The organism is Hungatella sp. L36 (assembly GCF_014288035.1).
Genome location: NZ_JACOPC010000003.1, coordinates 381,006 through 402,923 on the forward strand (window position 1 = coordinate 381,006; position 21,918 = coordinate 402,923).

The following is a 21,918-nucleotide window of genomic DNA, read 5'->3' on the forward strand; positions in this document are numbered from 1 at the left end:
GAAAAGGAGTGACAGATTATGAAGAGTGATTCAGTAAAAAAAGGCATGCAGCAGGCACCGCATCGTTCCCTGTTCCATGCCCTCGGAATGACGGAAGAAGAGATGGAGCGTCCGCTCGTCGGTATCGTCAGTTCCTATAATGAGATCGTACCAGGCCACATGAATCTGGATAAGATCGTGCAGGCGGTTAAGATGGGAGTCGCCATGGCAGGCGGTACTCCGGTCATGGTTCCGGCTATTGCCGTCTGTGACGGAATCGCCATGGGCCACATCGGCATGAAGTATTCCCTGGTTACGAGAGATTTGATCGCAGATTCCACAGAATGTCTGGCGAAGGCACATGCATTTGACGCTCTCGTCATGGTTCCCAACTGTGACAAGAATGTACCCGGACTTTTAATGGCAGCGGCGCGCATTAATGTACCCACAGTGTTCGTCAGCGGCGGACCAATGTTAGCGGGCCATGTGCAGGGCCACAAGACCAGCCTTTCCAGCATGTTCGAGGCGGTAGGCGCCTATACGGCCGGCACCATGACGGAAGAAGAAGTCAGGGAGTATGAGTGCAAGGCATGTCCGACCTGCGGCTCCTGTTCCGGTATGTATACGGCCAACAGCATGAACTGCTTAACCGAGGTCCTGGGCATGGGCTTACAGGGCAACGGAACGATTCCGGCGGTTTACTCCGACCGACTGAAGCTGGCAAAACACGCGGGCATGCAGGTCATGGAGATGTACCGCAGAAATATTAAACCGAGCGACATTATGACAGAGGCGGCCTTCCGGAACGCTCTCACCATGGATATGGCGCTTGGCTGCAGCACCAACAGTATGCTTCATCTGCCGGCGATCGCATACGAGGCCGGAGTGGAATTGAATGTAGATATTGCCAATGAACTGAGCGCAAAGACTCCGAACCTGTGCCACTTAGCACCGGCGGGGCCTACTTACATAGAAGATTTGAATGAGGCAGGCGGTATTTACGCCGTTATGAAGGAGATCAGCAAGCTGGGACTCTTAAACCTGGACTGCATGACCGTAACCGGCAGGACAGTCGGCGAGAACATTAAAAACAGTGTCAACTTAAATCCGGAGGTGATCCGTCCGGTAGAAAATCCATACAGCAAGACCGGCGGCATCGCCATCTTAAAGGGCAATTTAGCCCCTGATTCCGCAGTGGTGAAGCGATCCGCAGTGGCTCCTGAGATGCTAAAGCACGAAGGGCCGGCGAGAGTCTTTGACTGTGAAGAAGACGCGGTGGCTGCGATCAAAGGCGGAAAGATCGTGGCGGGCGACGTGGTCGTGATCCGTTATGAGGGACCGAAAGGCGGTCCTGGCATGAGAGAGATGCTTAACCCGACCTCGGTCATCGCAGGTATGGGACTTGGCTCGGAAGTGGCGCTGATCACAGACGGCCGTTTCTCCGGCGCGTCGAGAGGCGCATCCATCGGCCATGTGTGTCCGGAAGCTGCGACAGGCGGTCCGATCGCACTTGTCGAGGAAGGGGATATAATTCTCATTGATATCAACAACAACCGTCTCGACGTGAAGGTTTCCGATGAGGAGATGGCGGCGAGAAAGGCGAAATGGCAGCCAAGAGTTCCGGAAGTAACGACAGGATACTTAGCGCGTTATGCGGCTATGGCAGCACCGGCAAGCAAGGGGGCTATCCTGGAGGTACCGGGGAAATAAGGGCATTCTCAAAGTTTTCGAGAGCGCTCAATAAGAGAAAGGGAGTAAGGCGTATGAATAAATTGACAGGAGCAGAAATCGTAATTGAGTGCCTGAAAGAACAGGGTGTAGACACGGTATTCGGATATCCGGGAGGAACGATTCTCAATATTTACGATGCACTTTATAAACACCAGGATGAAATTACCCATATCCTGACCTCTCACGAGCAGGGCGCGGCTCACGCAGCTGACGGCTATGCGAGAGCTACCGGCAAAGTGGGCGTCTGCATGGCGACATCAGGACCTGGCGCTACCAACCTGGTAACGGGAATTGCAACCGCGTGTATGGATTCCATCCCGGTTGTGGCGATCACCTGCAACGTGGCTGTCAGCCTTCTCGGCCGTGACAGTTTCCAGGAAATCGATATTGCGGGCATTACCATGCCGATTACGAAATATAATTTTATTGTCAAGGATATAACGAAGCTGGCAGATACCATAAGGCGTGCCTTCACGATTGCACAGACCGGAAGACCTGGCCCTGTGTTAATCGATATCACCAAGGACGTCACAGCCAATTCCTGTGATTACGAATACAAGGCTCCGGAGCCGATCGTGCGCCAGAATTCGACAATCACTGAGGAAGACATGGAAAAGGCGCTGTACTTAATCCGCAATGCGAAAAAGCCGTTCATCTTTGCCGGCGGCGGCGCAGTGATTGCGGACGCGGCGGATGAGCTTAAGTCCTTCGCCCATAAGATTCAGGCCCCGGTGGCAGACAGCCTCATGGGAAAAGGTGCGTTTGACGGAACCGACGAGCTCTATACCGGTATGGTAGGGATGCACGGGACAAAGACCTCCAATTTCGGAATCACGGAATGCGACTTGCTGATCGTAGTGGGAGCGCGTTTCAGCGACCGTGTGACGGGCAATGCGGCCAAATTTGCGCCGAATGCGAAGATTCTCCAGTTTGACGTGGATCCGGCTGAGATCGACAAGAATGTGAAGACGTACGCCAGCGTGATCGGAGATGTCAAAACGATTCTCAAGAAGTTAAACGCACGGCTCGATCCGGTCAACCATGATGAGTGGCTGGCTCATATCGACCGTATGAAGGATATGTATCCGCTCCGCTACGACAAGAACCTTTTAACCGGTCCTTATGTGGTGGAACAGATCTACGAACTGACTCAGGGCGATGCGGTCATCACGACCGAGGTAGGCCAGCACCAGATGTGGGCCGCCCAGTTCTACAAATACAAACATCCCAGAACCTTTGTCACATCAGGGGGCCTTGGAACCATGGGCTACGGCCTGGGTGCCGCGCTGGGTGCCAAGATGGGATGCAAAGACAAGGTCGTTATCAATATCGCCGGCGACGGCTGCTTCCGTATGAACATGAACGAGATCGCAACTGCGACGCGCTATAATATCCCGGTTATCCAGGTGGTATTAAACAATCATGTGCTTGGAATGGTACGTCAGTGGCAGACCTTGTTCTATGGAAAGAGATATTCCCATACAGTATTAAATGATGCGGTTGATTTTGTTAAGGTAGCAGAAGGAATGGGGGCGAAGGCCTACCGGGTAACCAGCAAGGATGAGTTCATGCCGGTTCTTAAGGAAGCCATCGGGCTTAACATTCCTGTTGTTATAGATTGTCAGATCCATTGTGATGATAAGGTATTCCCGATGGTTTCTCCGGGAGCGCCGATTCAGGATGCGTTCGACGAAAATGATCTGAAGATTTAGAACCCTATCAAAGAGGAGGAAAGAGATATGAGCAGAGTGTACAATTTTTCCGCAGGACCGGCTGTACTGCCGGAAGAAGTCTTAAAGGAAGCGGCCGACGAGATGATGGATTACAGGGGCTGCGGCATGTCAGTTATGGAGATGAGCCACCGTTCCAAGATGTTCGAAACCATTATCAATGAGGCGGAAGCCGATTTAAGGGATTTAATGGGCATTCCGGACAACTACAGGGTGCTGTTCTTACAGGGCGGCGCTTCCCAGCAGTTTGCCATGGTTCCGATGAACTTAATGAAGAACCGTGTCGGCGATTACATCATCACGGGACAGTGGGCGAAGAAGGCGTATCAGGAGGCACAGCTTTATGGAAAGGCGAACGCCGTTGCATCAAGTGCCGACAAGACCTTCAGTTATATTCCGGATGTTTCCGATCTGCCGATATCAGAGGATGCGGATTACGTTTATATCTGTGAAAACAACACGATCTATGGTACAAAGTACAAAACGCTGCCGAATACAAAAGGAAAAACACTGGTAGCTGATATCTCCTCCTGTTTCTTATCAGAACCTGTTGACGTGGAAAAATACGGTCTGCTCTTCGGCGGTGCCCAGAAGAACGTAGGCCCGGCGGGTGTGGTGATCGCCATTATCCGTGAGGATTTAATTACGGAAGACGTCCTTCCCGGAACACCAACCATGCTGCGCTACAAGACCCATGCGGACGCGGCGTCCTTATACAATACTCCGCCGGCATACGGCATCTACATCTGCGGCAAGGTCTTCAAATGGTTAAAGAACCGCGGCGGCCTGGCAGCGATGAAGGAGTACAATGAGAAAAAGGCGAATCTTCTGTACGATTTCCTGGATAACAGCAAGATGTTTAGGGGCACGGTAGAGAAGAAAGACCGCTCCTTAATGAACGTGCCGTTCGTAACCGGAGACGCCGATTTAGACGCTCTGTTTGTAAAGGAAGCAAAGGCGGCGGGCCTCGAGAACTTAAAGGGTCACAGATCCGTAGGCGGCATGCGTGCAAGCATCTACAATGCTATGCCGATGGAAGGCGTGGAAACGCTGGTTGCCTTTATGAAGGATTTTGAAGCCAGAAATGGTAAATAGGAAAGGGAGAGACGCGGATATGAAGAAGATATATTGCCTGAATGCCATTTCCAGCAAAGGAACGGCTTTGTTAAATGAAGAGTATGAGTTAACCGAGAATATGAAAGAGGCCTCCGGCGTGCTGGTAAGAAGCGCTTCCATGCATGAGATGGAGCTTCCTGATGATCTGCTTGCCGTAGCCCGTGCAGGTGCCGGAGTCAATAATATTCCGCTGGATGCGTGTGCGGACAAAGGAATCGTAGTGTTTAATACTCCGGGAGCCAATGCCAACGGCGTAAAGGAACTGGTAATTGCCGGACTGATGCTGGCCTCCCGTGACGTGGTAGGCGGTATCAACTGGGTAAAGGATAATAAAGAAGACGAAAATATCGCTAAATCCGTGGAAAAGGCCAAGAAGGCATTTGCCGGATGCGAGATCAAGGGAAAGAAACTGGGTGTCATCGGACTGGGAGCGATCGGCGCGGAGGTGGCCAACGCGGCTGCATCCCTCGGTATGGAGGTCTACGGATACGACCCGTTTATCTCGGTCAATGCGGCGTGGATGCTTTCCAGAAATGTCAGGCATATTACCTCCGTGGAGACAATTTACCGCGAATGCGATTATATCACCATCCATGTGCCGCTGTTAGACAGCACCAGAGGAATGATTAAGAGTGAATCCATAGCCCAGATGAAGAACGGCGTGGTGATCTTAAACTTCGCCCGCGACGTGCTGGTGAATGAGGATGACATGGCGGAAGCGTTAAAGGCCAAGAAGGTAAAATGCTACGTGACGGATTTCCCGAACACAAAGTCTGTCAATATGGAAGGCGCCATCGTGATTCCGCATCTTGGAGCGTCCACAGAGGAGTCAGAGGACAACTGTGCAAGAATGGCTGTCGAGGAGATCATGGACTACATAGACAACGGCAATATCCGCAACTCCGTTAATTTCCCGGCGTGTGACATGGGCGTGTGCCAGATGGCAAGCCGTGTTGCGGTTATGCATTTGAATATCCCGAACATGATCGGCCAGGTAACCGGAACTCTCGCGGCCGGAAATGTCAACATTTCCGATATGACCAACAAGAGCCGTGATAAATACGCGTACACCTTACTGGATCTGGAGTCCACACCGGATGCAATGATGATTCAGAAGCTTAATGCAATTAAGGGCGTTTTGCGGGTACGTGTAATTAAGTAATGAAGCAATTAAATGCAGCAGTTCAGACGGGGCATGGAAGGATCCATGGCCCGTTTGGACGCTGGAGTACTTCCGAAAATGCTCTCGTACCTGTCTTTGCGGCGGAGTTTCCGGGAGTACTCATAGAAGAAAAGGAGAAAAAATGGCTGTAGTAAAACCATTTCCGTGTGTGAGACCGGATAAAAGGTATGCTGCCCGTGTGGCCGCACTCCCTTATGACGTGTATAACCGGAAGGAGGCGAAGGAAGTAACCGCCGCCAATCCGAAATCATTTTTAAATATTGACAGGCCGGAATCCCAGTTCCCGGACGACATGGACATGTATGATGACCGCGTCTACGATAAGGCAAAGGAGATGCTTGAGAGCTGGATCGCAGACGGGACTTTCGTGCAGGATCCCCTGGCGGCCTACTATATCTACGAGCTTACCATGGATGGAAGAAAGCAGACGGGAATCGTGGCGTGTTCCTCCATCGATGATTACGTGAATGGAGTGGTAAAAAAACACGAGAATACCCGTGAAGAGAAGGAACTGGACCGAATCCGGCACGTGGATACTACCGACGCGCAGACCGGCCCGATCTTCCTGGCATACCGTTCCAACCCGATGATCAATAAAGTGGTGAATTTAAAGACGGGTACAGAGCCTCTGTATGACTTTACCGCAGAGGACGGGATCCGTCACCGTGTGTGGGAGATCGACAATGCGGATTCCATCCAGACGGTGGAAGAGGCATTTGCGGAAATTCCGGCCACGTATATCGCGGACGGCCATCACCGCGCGGCTTCCGCGGTTAAGGTTGGTTTGAAGCGGCGAGAAGAGAATCCGGACTATACGGGAAAGGAGCCGTTTAACTATTTCCTGTCAGTCTTATTCCCTGATGACCAGCTGATGATCATGCCCTACAACCGCGTGGTGAAGGATTTAAACGGCATGACGGAGGAAGAATTCTTAACCCGTGTGGAAGAAGCCGGCTTTTTAGTGGACTCTATGGGGACAGAAGGCTTTGCGCCTGTGGAAAAAGGTACCTTTGGAATGCATTTATGTGGAAAATGGTACCGTCTCACAGCGGCAGAGCGTTTACTTGACAGCGATCCGGTGAAGGGGCTGGACGTTTCCGTTCTCCAGGATCACCTGCTGGGCCCGGTTCTTGGAATCGGTGATCCGAGAGTCGATCAGAGAATTGATTTTATCGGCGGAATCCGGGGGCTTTCGGAGCTGGAAAAAAGGTGCAGAGAGGATATGACAGTGGCGTTTTCCATGTATCCGACCTCGATCGAAGAGCTGTTCCATGTGGCCGATGCGGGCCTGTTGATGCCGCCAAAGTCCACGTGGTTTGAACCGAAGCTGCGGAGCGGGTTGTTTATACATCTGCTGCGCAGGAGGTAGAGTAAGCAGAAAGAGCAGAAAGTGTGAAAACTTTCCTGCTCTTTTTTTGATTAATTGCTGATTTAGTACGTTTAAATACAGTAAAAATGTTTACGCCTGCACAAAAAATAAAACATTTTGACGATTGAAAAATACAACTGTATATGGTAAAATGGAAACATCGATCAATATCAAAAATACTGTAAATATACTTTCAATAAGCTGATCAGAGATTGGAGATATTTTATAGTATTCTTTTGATTGCAATGTAAATTTGGAACTGGCTGATTTTATGTTATTGCCGGCGCTGACGGGCGGAGAGAAATCGGTATCCCCCACTGACATGAAGTCGAGCCGCGCATCTATAAGATGCAGCCGCACTCTGTGAAAGGATCGAGCGTGAATTGAAACAATAAAGCTCTAAACGGGATTGGCATAGAACAGGGAGGGAAAGCTATGAATAATTTTGAATACTGTGTCCCCACAAAAGTGATTTTTGGCAGGGACACGCAGAAGCGTGCAGGAGAGATCATCAGAGAGTACGGTTTCCGAAAGGTTATGATCCACTATGGCGGCGGCAGCGTGAAGAGAAGCGGCCTTTTGGACCAGGTGACGGCATCTTTGGAAGAAGCAGGAATTGAATCCATACTCTTTGGCGGAGTGCAGCCGAATCCGACGCTGTCTAAGGCGCTGGAAGGCATGGAGATCTGCCGCCGGGAGAACGTGGACTTTATCCTGGCGGTAGGAGGCGGCAGTGTGATCGACTCCGCAAAGTGTATTGCGGATGGGACACCGAATCCGGAGATTGACCCATGGAAGTACTTTAAGAAGGAAGCCGTTCCTCCGAAGGCACTTCCGCATGGCAATATTCTGACGCTGTCCGCCTCGGGAAGCGAGACGAGCCAGTCCTGCGTGATCACCAATGAAGAGAATGGTCTGAAACGAGGCTTTAACTGTCCGACCCATCGGCCGCTTTTTGCTGTCTGCAATCCGGAGTTGACCTTTACGGTGAACAGATTCCAGACCGGATGCGGGACTGTGGATATTCTGATGCATACGCTGGAACGGTATTTAGGCGGCACTACAAAGGACACGGCGCTGACAGACCGTATCGCAGAGGGGCTTATGAAGGCCGTCATAGAGGCAGGAACCGCGGTGGACTTAAACCCTGAAGATTATGAGGCGAGAGCGACCCTGATGTGGGCGGGAAGTCTTTCCCATAATGATTTAACCGGATTGGGACGGGAGGTCATGATGACGGTTCATCAGCTGGAACATGAGCTGTCGGGGAAATATCCGGAGGTGGCTCACGGCGCTGGTCTTTCCGCGCTCTTCTGTTCCTGGGCCAGATACGTCTGCGGTGACGATCCCATGCGGTTCGCCCAGCTGGCTGTCCGTGTCTGGGATGTGGAGATGAATTTCGAGAACCCGCTAAAGACTGCGCTGGATGGCATTCAGCGGATGGAGGATTATTTTAAGAGCCTGAATATGCCGGTTCGGCTGACGGAACTGGAAGCCGACGTGAAGGAAGAGGACTTTGACGAGATGGCTGAAAAGTGTACGAACTTTGGCAGACGGGTGCTTCCGGGAATCAGAGAGCTGGGGAAGCATGAGATGATGGATATCTATCGAATGGCACTTTAGGGGTGAAATAAGGCAGACGGTAAACGCAGCAAATCAGCGCTTTCCGCCTGCCTTATATACATCCCGGAACGCCTCCACCATGCGGTCATATGCAGCCCTTTCAAAACACCAGCCAGGTTCTGCGATCCATTGGATATGAGCCTCGTTTTGCATGTAGGGCTTCGTATAGTTGCGTCTTCTTCGAATCAGTTCCTCATCCCAGTGTGAGGAAATCCACTGCCGGTATTCTGCGCTGTCACACGGCTCACAGGCGATATTATCGCCGTACTGTTCCCAGTCTTCATCCGTATAGGCCTCCAGGCAAAGGATTCCGGAACGTTTTTCCAGATTGAAGTCTTCGTTCTCATGAGTCAGGCGTCCCAGCTTTTCCCAGAAGACGAGATTTTCTGTTTTTCGTATTCTGGCCAGGATGACGATGCAGCTTAGATCGCAGTCGTCTTCACAGACCAGAATCGGTACATTGAGCGTTTCCGGCGAGTCGATCATTTCCCAGATGAAACGGTTGTCCGCCTTCCATATCAGTTCGCCGGTCCAGGCCGGAAGGAGTCCGGTGAGAGAACCGAAGGGCTCTAAATCGGGACAGCTGCCTGCACGAACCCACTCGTCCAGATAAGTGACAATCGCCTTGCCGTCGATAATCCAGTAATACTCTTTATAATCATAGGCGGTCCGAATAAGGTCCATGCGGATCGTATGAAGATGGGAACTGCGCACGGCAGTGAGCCTCTTTCCATACATCAGTTCCATCAGGGACAGGCCCAGCGGCCCGGTCAGCCTCTTTAAGACGGAGGCACGGAAAAGAGCCGTACCTTGTTCGTACGACTCCAGTAATTCCACAGAGATTCCGGCCTTTTCGGCCAGCTCCTGTTCCGTTAAATGATTTTCAATTCGCTGTTCTCTGATCAATGCTCCGGTTTTGACTGGATTCATGACTGGATCCCCTTTTTCTGTATGTGTGAATGCAGCCCCTTTCTTTATGCTAATCGGGAATATGCTGTTCCTCCGGCAAAGGGGCGTGGGGCACGAAGTTGTTCGGAATATCCGGATCCTTCATGTCGTAAATGCGGTCGTACTCTTTGGTTTCCTGATTCTTGAGCGTCTCTGAGCGGTTCATGGACAGAAACTTTGTGAGTTCGTAGCAGTCCACCCAGATCTCGTTGTTTCCTTCTTTCTGAGACTCATCAAAAATAAGCTGGAGGCCGAAATGCAGGTGCGCCTCATCGATATTATTGGTGTTCTCTGTCCGGCTGTAACCGGTTCTTCCCAGATAGCCGATGACATCGCCGGCTGTGATGATGCTTCCCTGCTTGAGGGATTTATGGTAGGGATAATTTTTCCGTAAGTGCGCGTAATAGTAGTACCGCTTTCCGTCAAAGCTGCGGATACCGAGTCTCCAGCCGCCATACTGGTTCCAGCCGATGGCCTCCACATATCCCGATTCCACTGCGATCACGGGAGTACCGACCTGCCCCATCATATCGTGGCCCAGATGCTGGCGCTTGTAGCCGTAGGAACGGGAGACGCCGAAGTCGTCGTAATCCTGATAGGGAAATCCCTTGGCAATGGGAGAAAAGGCTTTTAAACCATATTTTGTGACCCACACGCGGTCCGGGTCCGTGGTTCCGTCGGAGTTGACCGCCGGAGTGGCGAATAAGGGCGCATTTTCCGCGGCGATCTGGATGTCGTACTGACCGACGAGACCGTCTAAAACGGCGCCGTAGGCCTGGCGGTAGTAGGTGTAATACTTCATGTTTGCCGTCAGCTCCTCCAGCGTTTTTCCGGATAAAAGCTGTTCTGCCAGCGCATCTAAGTCCTTGGTGGAGTATTTGGAAAAATCTCCGCCGTACCGTGTCCCTAAATAGGAGAGCAGATCCACCCAGTTTAGGTGGGGGCTGGACTGGCAGGTGTTGACATCGTACCGGAACGCCTCCTGCATGGCCTTGGCCGTTACCTTAAAGTCTACCCACTTGATATACTTCTTCGCCTCGGAGGAGGTGGCTTTTCCGTCCTGGTTCGACGCCGGAAAAGAGAATTTTCCGCCTGGGGTGATCAGAAAAAGAGATACCAAAAGGAGCGTCAGTACGATGACCTCTATGTAAATAATAATGTGGTGCAGAGTCTCAGGCGATTCTGCGATTCGTTCTTTCCATGATTTCATAAGAAAATCTCCTCCATCTCATCCTATGCGGAAAGTGGAGAGAATATGAAATTTTATGAAAGCGGGATGATCTCCCCGTCACGCGGAACAAAGATCCCGCCATGGAACAGCTCTGCCGCTTCTGCCGTATACCGTTCCCTGCGATGTTCCAGATCCGTGTCCTCGGTGTGCCACAGCACGATATTTTCCGCGTTCCTGTCTCTGGCTGTTCCGGCCGCGTCTCTGGCGGTGCTGTGGTGCTTTTCGTATGGTTTAAAACGGTCCCTGTCTTCATACAGGTAGAAGGCCTCATGAAGCAGCCAGGCGCTGTTTTCCACATAGGGGGCGCAGAGAGGATTCAATGGCTCATCCCCGCAGCAGGTGAGCTTCCTCCCGTCTGAGAGTATGGCGGTAAAACCGAACTGTTTTGCCTTGGTGGAGTGGATGTCGAAGAAGGTGACGTCCATGCCCAGTATCTGCCGCTGTTCTCCGTCAGAGACAGGAATCAGCACGATGCGGTCCCCGATGAGGCGGCACAGCTTCTCCTGAAGGGTCAGGCGGCACAGGGTCTCGATGGCCGGCAGTAAGTCCTTGTGGCTGTATAAATGCAGCTGCCCCTCATAGGAGCCGTTTAAAATCTTTGTGCCGATGAAACGTACCATCCAGACGATTCCCAGTATATGGTCTGTGTGGCTGTGTGTGACGAAGATATGGTGGATGTGGGTCATGTCCACATTCATGTCCTGGAGAACTCTCAGAATGCCGTTGCCGCCGCCTGCGTCCGTCATGAAAAATTCCCCGTCCTTTTCTATGGCAAAGCACGTATTATAACACCGTGTCACAGCGGCGTGACCGGTTCCGAATACATATAACTGTTCCACTTTCTGCCTCCTGATTACAGACAGCCGGATCTGGGCTGTCCTGCTTATTGAATGCCGTATGCGGCAAGATTTCCTGCTCGGGGGTCTTACGCCCCTCTGTAAGTATGTTACTACAACTTAAAAAAACCTGCAAGTCCCACGGGGGCAGGATTTGCAGGCTTATCTGTTTGGAAGGACCATATGTAGAATTTACGCGGTTTGTGCCGGGGAATGGGGCTTTCAAAAGGCCATATTTTATGTTACTATTACTTTATTAGAGATGCGGCTGCACGGTATGGAAAGGGAAAGGAGGGACGGTCTGCGGTGACTCAGGCAGCGGCATGATGGGTGAGGAGAGAGGATTATGAGAGACTTAGCTTACTTGAAGCTGATGTCGCGGGAGTATCCGACAATCAAGGCGGCCTCCAGCGAGATCATTAACTTAACGGCGATTCAGGGGCTTCCAAAGGGAACCGAGTACTTTTTCAGTGACCTGCACGGAGAGTATGAGGCATTTATCCATCTGCTCCGCAGCGCTTCCGGTATTATCCGGGAAAAGATCACGGAGACATTCGGCCATATTATTCCGGAAAAAGAAGAGGTGGAACTGGCTAACATGATCTGCTATCCCGAGCGGGTGGTGAGCCAGATGCAGCTGAAGGGACTGGCTACGGACGACTGGCAGAGAGTTGCCATTTACCGTCTGGTACAGATCTGCAAGGTGGTTTCTTCCAAATACACCCGTTCCAAGGTGAGAAAGAAAATGCCGCCGGAATTTGCCTATGTGATCGATGAACTTCTTCATGTGGATTATAATGACGACAATAAACGGGTATACTACAGCGAGATTATCCGTTCGATCATCGACATCCGGGTCGGAGATAAATTTATTATCGCGCTGTGTGAACTGATTCAGAATCTGACGATCGACAGCCTGCATATTATCGGTGACATTTTTGACAGAGGCCCCAGGGCGGATATTATTATGAAAGAGCTGATGCAGTTCCATGATGTGGATATCCAGTGGGGAAACCATGATATTTCCTGGATGGGAGCGGCAACCGGCAACCTGGCCTGCATCTGCAATGTGCTGCGCATTGCGATCAGCTACAACAGCTTCGATGTGCTGGAAGACGGCTACGGAATCAATCTCCGTCCGCTTTCCATGTTCGCGGCCAGGGTTTACCACAATGACCTGTGCGAGCGTTTTGTTCCGCAGATTCTGGATGAAAATATCTACGATGCGGTGGATCCGGGGCTGGCGGCCAAGATGCACAAGGCCATCGCCATCATTCAGTTCAAGGTGCAGGGGCAGATTATCGGGCGCCATCCGGAGTATGAGATGGATGACAGGAGACTTCTGGAGGCTGTCGATTTCGATCGGGGCGTGGTGGTGCTGGAGGGAAAGGAATATCCGATGCTGGATCTGTCATTTCCAACGGTGGACCCTAAGGATCCGCTTCGATTAACGGCAGAGGAGGAAGACCTTCTTCATACGCTTCAGCTGTCATTTAAACACAATGAGCTTTTGCATAAGCATATCCGTTTCCTTTATTCTCATGGAAGTCTTTACAAATGCTATAATTCCAATCTGCTTTACCATGGCTGTATCCCGATGAAGGAGGATGGAAGCTTCGACGAGATCGTGGTGGACGGCATTTCCTATTCGGGGCAGGCGCTGATGGACTACGTGGACCGGAAGGTGCAGAACGCGTATTTCATGGCGGAGGAATCGCCGGAAAAGGAAGATGCCATGGACTTTATGTGGTATCTGTGGTGTGGGGCCAAGTCACCGGTTTACGGTAAAGGCAAGATGACGACCTTCGAGCACTATTTTATCGAGGACCCGGCCACTCATAAAGAACCGATGAATCCGTATTACCGGCTCAGCGTCAAGGAAGAGACGTGTGACCGGATCCTGGAGGAGTTTGGGCTTCCGAAATCGGGTTCCCATATTATCAACGGCCACGTGCCCGTTAAAATCAAGGAGGGAGAGTCTCCTGTAAAGGCGGGAGGGAAGCTTTTCATCATTGACGGAGGCCTGTCGAAGGCGTACCAGTCCAGGACCGGAATCGCCGGGTATACCCTGATTTATAATTCCAACCACCTGGCCCTGGCCGAGCACAAGCCCTTTGACCCGGAAAAAGAGAGCACGCCCCGGGTATCCATTGTGGAGAATATGCATAAGCGGGTCATGGTGGCGGACACGGACAAGGGTGTGGAGCTGGCGGGGCGCATTGCGGATCTGAAGGAACTGGTAGGCGCTTACAGAGAAGGCATATTAAAGGAAAAAGTAGAATAATTATGAAATTTTAATAATTAATTTACAGAAGATTCCTTTACGTAGCCTGGGGGAAATGGTATACTAGGAAAGGTCAGTTACTTTACTGAAGGAGGCTTCAATGAGCAGACAGGAGTTTTTACAGCGTTTGCGGGACACGCTGACCGGCGAAGTGCCTGGAAATGTGATTGAGGAAAATATAAGATACTACGACGATTATATCAGAACGGAGACGGCGGGCGGCCAGACGGAAGACGAAGTGACCGGCGCGATCGGAGATCCGAGGCTGATCGCTAAGACGATCATGGAGGCCACGGAGAACGCCAGAGAGGGCGGAAGCTACCAGTCTGCGTATGATACGTACCGGAACGAGGGCCAGACGGTATATGAGGAAGAGGCCGGACCGGGCCGCCATTTCCACTTTGTTGATTTGAACAAGTGGTATTGGAAGCTTCTGGCTGTGGTTGTGACAGTACTGTTCTTCTTCATCGTCGCAAGTATTGTGACCGGTTTATTCAGTCTTCTGATACCTCTCATGGGACCGCTTCTTCTGATTCTTCTGGTGGTCTGGTTAATCCGGGGCCCCAGGCGGTAAAAAGAAAATTATTAAAAACAGATTATAAATATTACAAAAGTGTAACGGCAGTTATACCGGTGTTTTCGGTATGACTGCCGTTTTTGCCTGATTTTTGCTTGACATATGACGATGAGTAGAGTATACTAATTTTTGTAACATTTATGTAACATATTACATAATGATAAACAAACGAAATAAAAACGTAAGAATCAGGAGTTGGAAAAACATGGGGAACAAAACTTGGAAAGTGCTGGGGGTCATCGGCCTCTATGCGGTTCTGGCCTGGAATTCACCGGTTACCGCAAAAGCGGCAGAGATCGAAGTGGAAACAAGTACAACACTGTATGCGAAGATAGATGCGCCGGACGTCGTGGTACGGAAGGCAAAGAACGCGGGCGGAGAGGCAGTTACGAAAGTCTTACGGGGGCAGACTTATGAAGTTGCCGCACCGGCAGACGGCGGCTGGGTAAAGATCAGCACCGCGGAAGGCGAGGGGTACATACCGAGCAATCGGGCGACCCTGATCGAGAAGACAAAGGAAAAAGTGGATGAAAGCGTGAAGCTGCGTCAGGATGTGGTGAATTATGCGCTTCAGTTTGTAGGGAACCGTTACGTATACGGTGGGACGGACCCGAATACCGGAGCCGACTGTTCCGGATTCACAAGATATATCATGCAGCACGCGGCAGGCGTTTCCTTAAGCCACAGCTCCAGAGCACAGTCGGGAGAGGGACGCAGCGTCAGCTACAGCGAGATTAAACCGGGCGATTTAATCTTCTACGGCGGCAAGGGCTATATCAATCATGTGGCCATGTATATCGGCAACGGACAGATTGTACATGCCTCCACGGAACGGACGGGAATCAAGGTATCCAACGCGACGTACCGTACACCTGTCAAGGTAGTCAGAGTGCTGAACTGATATGGAAAATAATGGAATGTTATCAGAATGAAATAATACTTGACTGAAAAGCAAGGTAAATGTATAATAAACGTAATGAATTTAACAATTACGTAATAATTAGAACGAAAAAGTAAAAAACAGGAGCAATGTCCCAATGATAAAGAATACATGGAAAACATTAAGCCTTTTGGCTTTCTGTGGAGCAATCGTACTTGCAAATCCGGCAGATGCCAAAGCGGATGAAGTTTCCGGACCAGGACTCAGTTCAGGTAATTATATCGCAACAGTTGAAGCAGAGACCGTGAATATCAGCACGGATGAGAGCGGCCAGGAAGTATTGATGGCAGCTTCCAGGGGATCATCATTCCAGGTCGTGGAAGACATGGGTGACGGATTCGTGAAAGTGAAGGTTAAGGATACATACGGTTATCTTCCGGTCGACGGGAATGCAACAGTTACCCAGACCGACGAGGCGACGATCGCCGCACTGGAAGCAGCATACGATGCTCCTGCGGAGTTCAGACAGAGTGTTGTCAATTACGCACTGCAGTTTGTGGGCGGACGTTACGCCTATGGCGGCAGTGATCCTCATACCGGAGTGGATTGTTCCGGATTTACGAGATACATCATGCAGCATGCGGCAGGTATTTCTTTAAACCGTTCTTCAGGCGGACAGGCCTCTCAGGGAGTAGCTGTGAGTTCTGACCAGATGAAGCCCGGCGATCTGATTTTTTACGGGAACGGAAGATCGATCAATCACGTAGCCATGTATATCGGCAATGGACAGATCGTACACTCCTCCACCTATAAAACGGGAATCAAGATTTCTCAGTGGAATTACCGGACTCCCGTCAAGATTGTCAATGTCATTGGCGAATAATGGACAAGCGGATAACTGGATTTTCGATAAGGGATATAAGACTCCCGGCACTGGCTGCCGGGAGTCTTTTGCATCCGCCGGGATCAAAAATATGGTCAAAAAAAGGAAGAGCCCGGATAGGGGAGCTATCCGGACTCTTCTGAGGGGAGTATAAATAATTAATAAGGATGAGGAAATCTAATTCCTCACTCTAATTATAATATAGGCAGATGAAAAAAGCAAAGTTATTTTTCATAATTTTTCGTATAATATTTGAGGAATCAGCCATACTAACCGTGTAACAAAAAATCCGACAGGAGGTATCATAAGATGTCTAATAACAACTACAATGATAACTACAACGATTGCAGCAATTCTTCCAAGAACAGCAATCAGAACAACAGCAAGAACAGCAACAAGAACAACAGCCAGAACAACAGCCAGAACAGCAACCAGAACAGCAGCCGCAACAACAGCCAGAACAACAGCCAGAACAGCAGCCGCAACAACAACCAGAATAACAGCCAGAATAAGTCTGACTATTAATCTGTCTGGTGGCACGAAAATAAGGACTTGCCAATAAGTTCATGATTTCGTCGAAAAGCACAGGGAAACGATGCGAAAGCATATCTCCCTGTGCTTTTTGATTGTAAGGACGCCTTTCCTGCAGCCATGATCAGAAAGATAAACTTTTCACGGGTCGTGAATATAATGGTAATAGAAAGGACAGGTGATTGTATGTTCAAGACAATACCGATTGGTGAAGTCGATTATTATATAGAAAATGAGTACGATATGATGCTGATTGATCTGCGAAATGCCGCATCGTATCAGAGAGCCCATTTAAATGGGGCTGTCAATATTCCGTATGAGGAAATGGAGCAGAGAGTTTCCGAACTTCCAAAGGATAAGCTGCTGGTATTTTACTGTGCGAGAGGCGGACAAAGTATGATGGTTTGCCGCTATCTGGCCCGTATGGGGTATTCTGTGCTGAATGTGGCCAACGGAATCGCCTATTACCGCGGAAAATATCTGGTTCGAGGGTAAATTTATTGACAGATACGCCCTGTAAGACTTAAAATATACCTATTAATGCAAGAAGGAGAATTTACTTATGAAATATATGATTGCGTCCGATATCCACGGTTCCGCGTTCTATTGCAGAAAGCTGCTGGAAGCGTTTGAGGCATCCGGAGCGAATCGCCTTGTTTTACTGGGAGATATTCTTTATCACGGACCGAGAAATGATCTGCCGAAGGAATATGCTCCCAAAGAGGTGCTGGCCATGTTAAACGGCTGTAAAGACAGAATCTACTGTGTCAGGGGAAACTGTGACACGGAGGTGGACCAGATGGTGCTGGAATTTCCTGTGATGGCGGACTATGCACTGCTGGCGATGGATGGAATTACCATCTATGCCACACATGGCCACGTTTATCATGAGAATCACCTTCCACCCATGCAGAAGGGGGATGTGCTGCTTCATGGGCACACCCATGTGCTCCGGGCGGATCAGTGCGGGGATATTACCATCTTAAATCCCGGCTCCGTATCCATACCGAAGGAAGGCAATCCGCCGACATACGCGATTTTGGAGGATGGGGTCTTTCGGATCCTGGATTTCGAGGGCCGCGTGATTAAAGAAAAGAACCTGGGAGAATAAAGTGAAAAAAACATTTGAACTCATTGCACCGTGTCACTTTGGCATGGAGGCTGTTTTAAAAAGAGAAATTACGGATCTGGGCTATGATATCACACTGGTGGAAGACGGCCGTGTGACATTTATCGGAGATGAAGAGACCATCTGCCGCGCGAATATATTTCTGCGCACGGCAGAGCGTGTCCTGTTGAAAGTGGGAAGCTTTCATGCGGAATCATTTGAAGAGTTATTTCAGAATACGCGGAGTATTCCGTGGGAGGAATATATTCCTCAGGACGGAAAGTTCTGGGTTGCGAAGGCGTCCTCTATCAAGAGCAAGCTGTTCAGCCCTTCCGATATCCAGTCGATCATGAAGAAAGCCATGGTGGAACGGCTGAAGAAGGCGTATGGCCTGGAATGGTTTCCGGAGAGCGGAAGCAGCTATCCGCTCCGTGTATTTTTGTATAAAGATGAGGTGACGGTAGGGATCGATACTTCAGGAGATTCGCTCCATAAAAGAGGCTACCGTACCCTTACCAGCAAGGCGCCTATCACGGAGACCCTGGCCGCGGCTCTGATCATGATGACACCGTGGAACCGGGAGCGGATTCTGGTGGATCCCTTCTGCGGAAGCGGTACATTTCCGATTGAAGCAGCCATGATAGCGGCCAATATGGCGCCCGGCATGAACCGGTCCTTCCTGGCGGAAGACTGGAAGAACATCATACCGCGGAAGTTCTGGTATGAGGCCATGGATGAGGCCTCGGATCTGCTGGAGACAGAGGTGGAGGTCGATATCCAGGGGTACGATATCGACGGCGATATTGTGAAGGCGGCGAGAGCCAATGCGGAGTCTGCCGGTGTGGATCATATGATTCATTTCCAGCAGAGGCCATTAAGTGCGCTCAGCCATCCGAAGAAGTATGGATTTATTATTACGAATCCGCCTTATGGAGAGAGAATTGAGGAGAAGGAGAATCTGCCGGCGCTGTATAAGGAGATCGGTGAACGGTACCGCGCGCTGGATTCCTGGTCCCTCTATATGATAACCGCTTATGAGGATGCGGAACGGTACGTCGGGCGAAAAGCGGACAAGAACCGGAAGATCTACAATGGTATGATGAAGACGTATTTCTACCAGTTTATGGGACCGAAACCTCCGAAGCGGAAAACAGGAGATTGATTAGTTGAAAGCAGGAAAATGGCTGGGAACGGCGGCAATTCTGGTGCTCACCGGAACCGCTGTACTCTGGATTAACGGCCGGTGGCCGACAGGCGGCTTCCGAGTACCGGAATGGGCATTTACGGGCACCGGGGATAACGGCAGAGATGCCGGTAAGGACAGTACAGATCAGGGGGAGGCAGATCAGGGGGATGCAGATCAGGACAATGCGGCTCAAAACGATGTGGCCCAGGGCAATGGAAATGCGGAGATGGGCGGCAGAGAATTTAACAGACCGCTGAAGTCGGAGACGGGGAGAGACGCCGGAACTGATGGGACGGGGAATGCCGCGAATCCGGTGCCGGAGGTGCTTCCTGTGGCCTATGACGGCCGTACAACAGGCCGGGCGCCTTCGATAAAGAACCAGGGCTCTCTGGGAACCTGCTGGGCCTTTGCCTCTCTGATGGCGCTGGAAGCGCGTCTGCTTCCCAATGAGGTATACGACTTTTCAGAGGATCATATGTCCCTGAATAATGGTTTCTGCATTCCGCAGAGCGACGGAGGGGAGTATACGATGTCCATGGCGTATCTCCTGTCCTGGAAGGGGCCGGTCCTGGAGGCGGATGATCCCTATGGAGACGGTGTCTCTCCCGCGGGCTTAAAGGCGGTCAAACATGTCCAGGGAGTCGAACTGGTGCCGGGAAAAGATTATGAAAAGATTAAGCGGGCCATTCTGCAGTACGGAGGCGTACAAAGCTCCCTATACACTTCCATGACGGACGAGGAAAGCCAGTCCGTTCATTATAATGAGGAAAAATACGCCTACTGCTATATTGGGTCCCAGCCGCCGAACCATGATTCCGTGATCATCGGATGGGATGACGAGTATCCGCGGGAGAATTTTAACACGGAAGTCAATGGCGATGGAGCGTTTATCTGCATGAACAGCTGGGGAGACGGCTTTGGCGATGACGGATATTTTTATGTGTCGTATTACGACTCCAATATCGGGCTGAATAATATTATCTACACGGATGTGGAAGATCCGGATCATTACGACCATAACTACCAGACAGATTTAAGGGGCTGGGTGGGGCAGCTGGGATATGGTTCCGATACGGTATGGTTCTCCAATGTCTATGAGGCGCAGGGGAAGGAGACTCTGGAGGCGGCTGGATTCTATGCCACAGACAGACATTCTTCCTATGAAGTCTATGTTGTGAAAAATATCGGGGACGAGGAGTCCATAAAGGCCGGAGACGGTTTCAAAAACCGGGAGCTGGCGGCGTCAGGAAGTCTCGACTATGCCGGATTCTATACGATCCCTCTGAAAGCAGATACAAGGGCTGGGCTGGATCTTGAACCGGGGGAGCGGTTTGCCGTGCTGGTGAAGCTAACGACTCCGGACAGCGTCCATCCGGCCGCAATCGAATACGATGCAGGGGATGGAAAGACGATCGTGGACATCAGTGACGGTGAGGGGTACATTAGTCCCGATGGGGTGAATTTTACCAGGGTCGAGGAGGAGCAGAAATGCAATCTCTGCCTGAAGGCCTATACCACGGACAGGAAGTGAATCCGTTTTATGAAGGAGAATATACAAATGAGTGATAACAGGATCGTATTTGCCACTGGCAATGAAGGAAAGATGAAGGAGATCCGGCTGATTCTGGCCGATTTGGGAATGGAGATTTTATCCATGAAAGAGGCCGGGGCCGATCCGGAGATCGTCGAGGATGGGAAAACGTTCGGTGAGAACGCGGAGATCAAGGCGAAAGCGGTGTGGGCTGAGACCGGGGGGATTGTCCTTGCGGATGATTCCGGCCTGGTGGTGGACTGCCTAAATGGCGAACCGGGTATCTATTCAGCCAGATATATGGGCGAGGATACTTCCTATGAGATCAAGAATCAGACCATTATCTCCAGGGTCAATGAGGCGGCCGGTGACGACAGAAGCGCCCGGTTTGTGTGCAATATTGCAGCTGTGCTGCCGGATGGAAGTGTTATCCATACGGAAGAGACCATGGAGGGAACCATTGCAGAAAAAGCGGCGGGAAATGGCGGCTTTGGATACGATCCGATCCTCTTCCTGCCGGAGTTCGGAGTGACCAGCGCGGAGATTACCATGGAGCAGAAAAACCGGATCAGCCACCGCGGAAAAGCGCTTGAGGCGATGAAGCGGAAGCTGGAAGAGATCTATAAGGGGGACGTGCGATGAAGATATTAATTGTGAGCGATACACACAGAAAAGACGATAATCTGAAAAAAGTGATTGAGAAGACATCGCCGCTCGATATGCTTATTCATCTTGGCGATGCGGAAGGCAGCGAAACGAAAATCGCCGGCTGGGTTGGAGAAGGCTGTGACCTTGAAATGGTGCTGGGAAACAACGACTTTTTTTCCAATTTAGACCGGGAGAAGGAATTGAAGATCGGAGAGTACCGCGTCCTTCTGACTCACGGTCACTATTATAATGTGTCTTTGGGCGTGGAGCGCTTGGAGCAGGAGGCGAGAGACCGCCGTCTGGATATCGTCATGTATGGACATACCCACAGACCTTTCTATGAGGTGCGGGGCGGTGTAACTATTTTGAATCCCGGAAGTCTGTCTTATCCCAGACAGGATGGCAGGAAACCGTCGTTTATGATTATGGAACTGGATGATCAGGGGAAGGCGCATTTTACTTTAAACTTTCTGGAGCCGCAGTATAATTAGTGGGTGGAGAATTAAGAAAAAGAGATTGCGGAAGAAGTGTTTGTAGTGAAATT

At 50.6% G+C, this 21,918-nt stretch carries 20 protein-coding genes; 17 read left to right on the plus strand and 3 right to left on the minus strand.

All coding sequences use genetic code 11. From position 1 onward, the window contains the following. Positions 1–18: 18 nt before the first annotated feature. The 6 genes from ilvD (at position 19) to H8S80_RS10620 (ending at position 8,731) form a co-directional block, all read left to right on the plus strand. Positions 19–1,689, plus strand: a complete 1,671-nt coding sequence (gene ilvD, locus H8S80_RS10595) for a dihydroxy-acid dehydratase (RefSeq protein ID WP_002604621.1) — start codon at positions 19–21, stop codon at positions 1,687–1,689. Between the two features lie 53 nt (positions 1,690–1,742). Next, positions 1,743–3,422: a biosynthetic-type acetolactate synthase large subunit gene (ilvB, locus tag H8S80_RS10600; RefSeq protein WP_029467333.1), complete on the plus strand. Its 1,680-nt coding sequence runs from the start codon at positions 1,743–1,745 to the stop codon at positions 3,420–3,422. Positions 3,423–3,449: 27 nt separating this feature from the next. Further along, entirely contained in the window at positions 3,450–4,535 is a 1,086-nt protein-coding gene (serC, locus tag H8S80_RS10605) for a 3-phosphoserine/phosphohydroxythreonine transaminase (protein ID WP_002604619.1), read from the plus strand. Positions 4,536–4,554: 19 nt separating this feature from the next. After that, the gene (locus H8S80_RS10610; protein WP_002604618.1) at positions 4,555–5,718 is read left to right on the plus strand and encodes a phosphoglycerate dehydrogenase; all 1,164 of its coding nucleotides are present in this window, start codon (positions 4,555–4,557) and stop codon (positions 5,716–5,718) included. 142 nt (positions 5,719–5,860) lie between these two features. Next, the gene (locus tag H8S80_RS10615; RefSeq protein ID WP_117630764.1) at positions 5,861–7,108 is read left to right on the plus strand and encodes a DUF1015 domain-containing protein; all 1,248 of its coding nucleotides are present in this window, start codon (positions 5,861–5,863) and stop codon (positions 7,106–7,108) included. A 435-nt stretch (positions 7,109–7,543) separates the two neighbouring features. Then, a complete protein-coding gene (locus H8S80_RS10620) occupies positions 7,544–8,731 on the plus strand; it encodes an iron-containing alcohol dehydrogenase (protein WP_117630765.1) in 1,188 nt (395 codons plus the stop codon). Positions 8,732–8,764: 33 nt separating this feature from the next. Here H8S80_RS10620 and H8S80_RS10625 read toward each other — a convergent pair whose 3' ends face one another. Genes H8S80_RS10625 through H8S80_RS10635 form a run of 3 tightly spaced genes read right to left on the minus strand, consistent with a single transcriptional unit; the run spans position 8,765 to position 11,749 of the window. Beyond that, on the minus strand, positions 8,765–9,661 hold the full coding sequence (locus tag H8S80_RS10625; protein WP_117630766.1) for a helix-turn-helix domain-containing protein: 897 nt from the start codon (positions 9,659–9,661) through the stop codon (positions 8,765–8,767). Between the two features lie 49 nt (positions 9,662–9,710). Continuing rightward, positions 9,711–10,889 (minus strand): M23 family metallopeptidase, encoded by a 1,179-nt coding sequence (locus tag H8S80_RS10630; RefSeq protein WP_002604614.1) that lies wholly within the window; start codon positions 10,887–10,889, stop codon positions 9,711–9,713. Between the two features lie 53 nt (positions 10,890–10,942). Beyond that, a complete protein-coding gene (locus tag H8S80_RS10635; protein ID WP_117630767.1) occupies positions 10,943–11,749 on the minus strand; it encodes an MBL fold metallo-hydrolase in 807 nt (268 codons plus the stop codon). Between the two features lie 343 nt (positions 11,750–12,092). On the opposite strand from H8S80_RS10635, the gene H8S80_RS10640 reads away from it, so the two are divergent. From H8S80_RS10640 to H8S80_RS10690, 11 genes are all read left to right on the plus strand, one after another. Then, positions 12,093–14,030 (plus strand): fructose-1,6-bisphosphatase, encoded by a 1,938-nt coding sequence (locus tag H8S80_RS10640; protein ID WP_002604612.1) that lies wholly within the window; start codon positions 12,093–12,095, stop codon positions 14,028–14,030. Positions 14,031–14,130: 100 nt separating this feature from the next. Next, positions 14,131–14,604, plus strand: a complete 474-nt coding sequence (locus H8S80_RS10645) for a DUF1700 domain-containing protein (protein ID WP_002604611.1) — start codon at positions 14,131–14,133, stop codon at positions 14,602–14,604. A gap of 208 nt (positions 14,605–14,812) precedes the next feature. Beyond that, positions 14,813–15,508, plus strand: coding sequence for a C40 family peptidase (locus tag H8S80_RS10650; protein WP_002604610.1), 696 nt, complete (start codon positions 14,813–14,815; stop codon positions 15,506–15,508). A 136-nt stretch (positions 15,509–15,644) separates the two neighbouring features. Beyond that, the gene (locus H8S80_RS10655) at positions 15,645–16,370 is read left to right on the plus strand and encodes a C40 family peptidase (protein ID WP_002604609.1); all 726 of its coding nucleotides are present in this window, start codon (positions 15,645–15,647) and stop codon (positions 16,368–16,370) included. 309 nt (positions 16,371–16,679) lie between these two features. Continuing rightward, the gene (locus H8S80_RS10660; protein WP_002604608.1) at positions 16,680–16,895 is read left to right on the plus strand and encodes a hypothetical protein; all 216 of its coding nucleotides are present in this window, start codon (positions 16,680–16,682) and stop codon (positions 16,893–16,895) included. A gap of 192 nt (positions 16,896–17,087) precedes the next feature. Then, positions 17,088–17,396 carry a rhodanese-like domain-containing protein gene (locus H8S80_RS10665; RefSeq protein WP_002604607.1) on the plus strand — a complete coding sequence of 103 codons (309 nt, stop codon included), beginning with the start codon at positions 17,088–17,090 and terminating at the stop codon, positions 17,394–17,396. A gap of 67 nt (positions 17,397–17,463) precedes the next feature. Continuing rightward, positions 17,464–18,012, plus strand: coding sequence for a phosphodiesterase (gene yfcE, locus H8S80_RS10670; RefSeq protein ID WP_002604606.1), 549 nt, complete (start codon positions 17,464–17,466; stop codon positions 18,010–18,012). 1 nt (position 18,013) lies between these two features. Next, positions 18,014–19,171 carry a THUMP domain-containing class I SAM-dependent RNA methyltransferase gene (locus H8S80_RS10675; RefSeq protein ID WP_412300522.1) on the plus strand — a complete coding sequence of 386 codons (1,158 nt, stop codon included), beginning with the start codon at positions 18,014–18,016 and terminating at the stop codon, positions 19,169–19,171. Positions 19,172–19,175: 4 nt separating this feature from the next. Continuing rightward, positions 19,176–20,726, plus strand: a complete 1,551-nt coding sequence (locus tag H8S80_RS10680) for a lectin like domain-containing protein (protein WP_117630768.1) — start codon at positions 19,176–19,178, stop codon at positions 20,724–20,726. 27 nt (positions 20,727–20,753) lie between these two features. Then, complete coding sequence (rdgB, locus tag H8S80_RS10685) at positions 20,754–21,368, plus strand: RdgB/HAM1 family non-canonical purine NTP pyrophosphatase (RefSeq protein ID WP_117630769.1); 615 nt, start codon at positions 20,754–20,756, stop codon at positions 21,366–21,368. Next, the gene (locus tag H8S80_RS10690; protein WP_002604602.1) at positions 21,365–21,865 is read left to right on the plus strand and encodes a metallophosphoesterase family protein; all 501 of its coding nucleotides are present in this window, start codon (positions 21,365–21,367) and stop codon (positions 21,863–21,865) included. Before rdgB ends, H8S80_RS10690 begins: the two co-directional genes overlap by 4 nt. The last annotated feature ends 53 nt before the right edge of the window (positions 21,866–21,918 follow it).

Bases quoted from the DNA above. Each gene is read 5' to 3' on its own strand.
- ilvD (WP_002604621.1), top strand. From the start codon at position 19: ATGAAGAGTGATTCAGTAAAAAAAGGCATGCAGCAGGCACCGCATCGT.
- ilvB (WP_029467333.1), top strand. From the start codon at position 1,743: ATGAATAAATTGACAGGAGCAGAAATCGTAATTGAGTGCCTGAAAGAA.
- serC (WP_002604619.1), top strand. From the start codon at position 3,450: ATGAGCAGAGTGTACAATTTTTCCGCAGGACCGGCTGTACTGCCGGAA.
- H8S80_RS10610 (WP_002604618.1), top strand. From the start codon at position 4,555: ATGAAGAAGATATATTGCCTGAATGCCATTTCCAGCAAAGGAACGGCT.
- H8S80_RS10615 (WP_117630764.1), top strand. From the start codon at position 5,861: ATGGCTGTAGTAAAACCATTTCCGTGTGTGAGACCGGATAAAAGGTAT.
- H8S80_RS10620 (WP_117630765.1), top strand. From the start codon at position 7,544: ATGAATAATTTTGAATACTGTGTCCCCACAAAAGTGATTTTTGGCAGG.
- H8S80_RS10625 (WP_117630766.1), bottom strand. From the start codon at position 9,661: ATGAATCCAGTCAAAACCGGAGCATTGATCAGAGAACAGCGAATTGAA.
- H8S80_RS10630 (WP_002604614.1), bottom strand. From the start codon at position 10,889: ATGAAATCATGGAAAGAACGAATCGCAGAATCGCCTGAGACTCTGCAC.
- H8S80_RS10640 (WP_002604612.1), top strand. From the start codon at position 12,093: ATGAGAGACTTAGCTTACTTGAAGCTGATGTCGCGGGAGTATCCGACA.
- H8S80_RS10645 (WP_002604611.1), top strand. From the start codon at position 14,131: ATGAGCAGACAGGAGTTTTTACAGCGTTTGCGGGACACGCTGACCGGC.
- H8S80_RS10650 (WP_002604610.1), top strand. From the start codon at position 14,813: ATGGGGAACAAAACTTGGAAAGTGCTGGGGGTCATCGGCCTCTATGCG.
- H8S80_RS10655 (WP_002604609.1), top strand. From the start codon at position 15,645: ATGATAAAGAATACATGGAAAACATTAAGCCTTTTGGCTTTCTGTGGA.
- H8S80_RS10660 (WP_002604608.1), top strand. From the start codon at position 16,680: ATGTCTAATAACAACTACAATGATAACTACAACGATTGCAGCAATTCT.
- H8S80_RS10665 (WP_002604607.1), top strand. From the start codon at position 17,088: ATGTTCAAGACAATACCGATTGGTGAAGTCGATTATTATATAGAAAAT.
- yfcE (WP_002604606.1), top strand. From the start codon at position 17,464: ATGAAATATATGATTGCGTCCGATATCCACGGTTCCGCGTTCTATTGC.
- rdgB (WP_117630769.1), top strand. From the start codon at position 20,754: ATGAGTGATAACAGGATCGTATTTGCCACTGGCAATGAAGGAAAGATG.
- H8S80_RS10690 (WP_002604602.1), top strand. From the start codon at position 21,365: ATGAAGATATTAATTGTGAGCGATACACACAGAAAAGACGATAATCTG.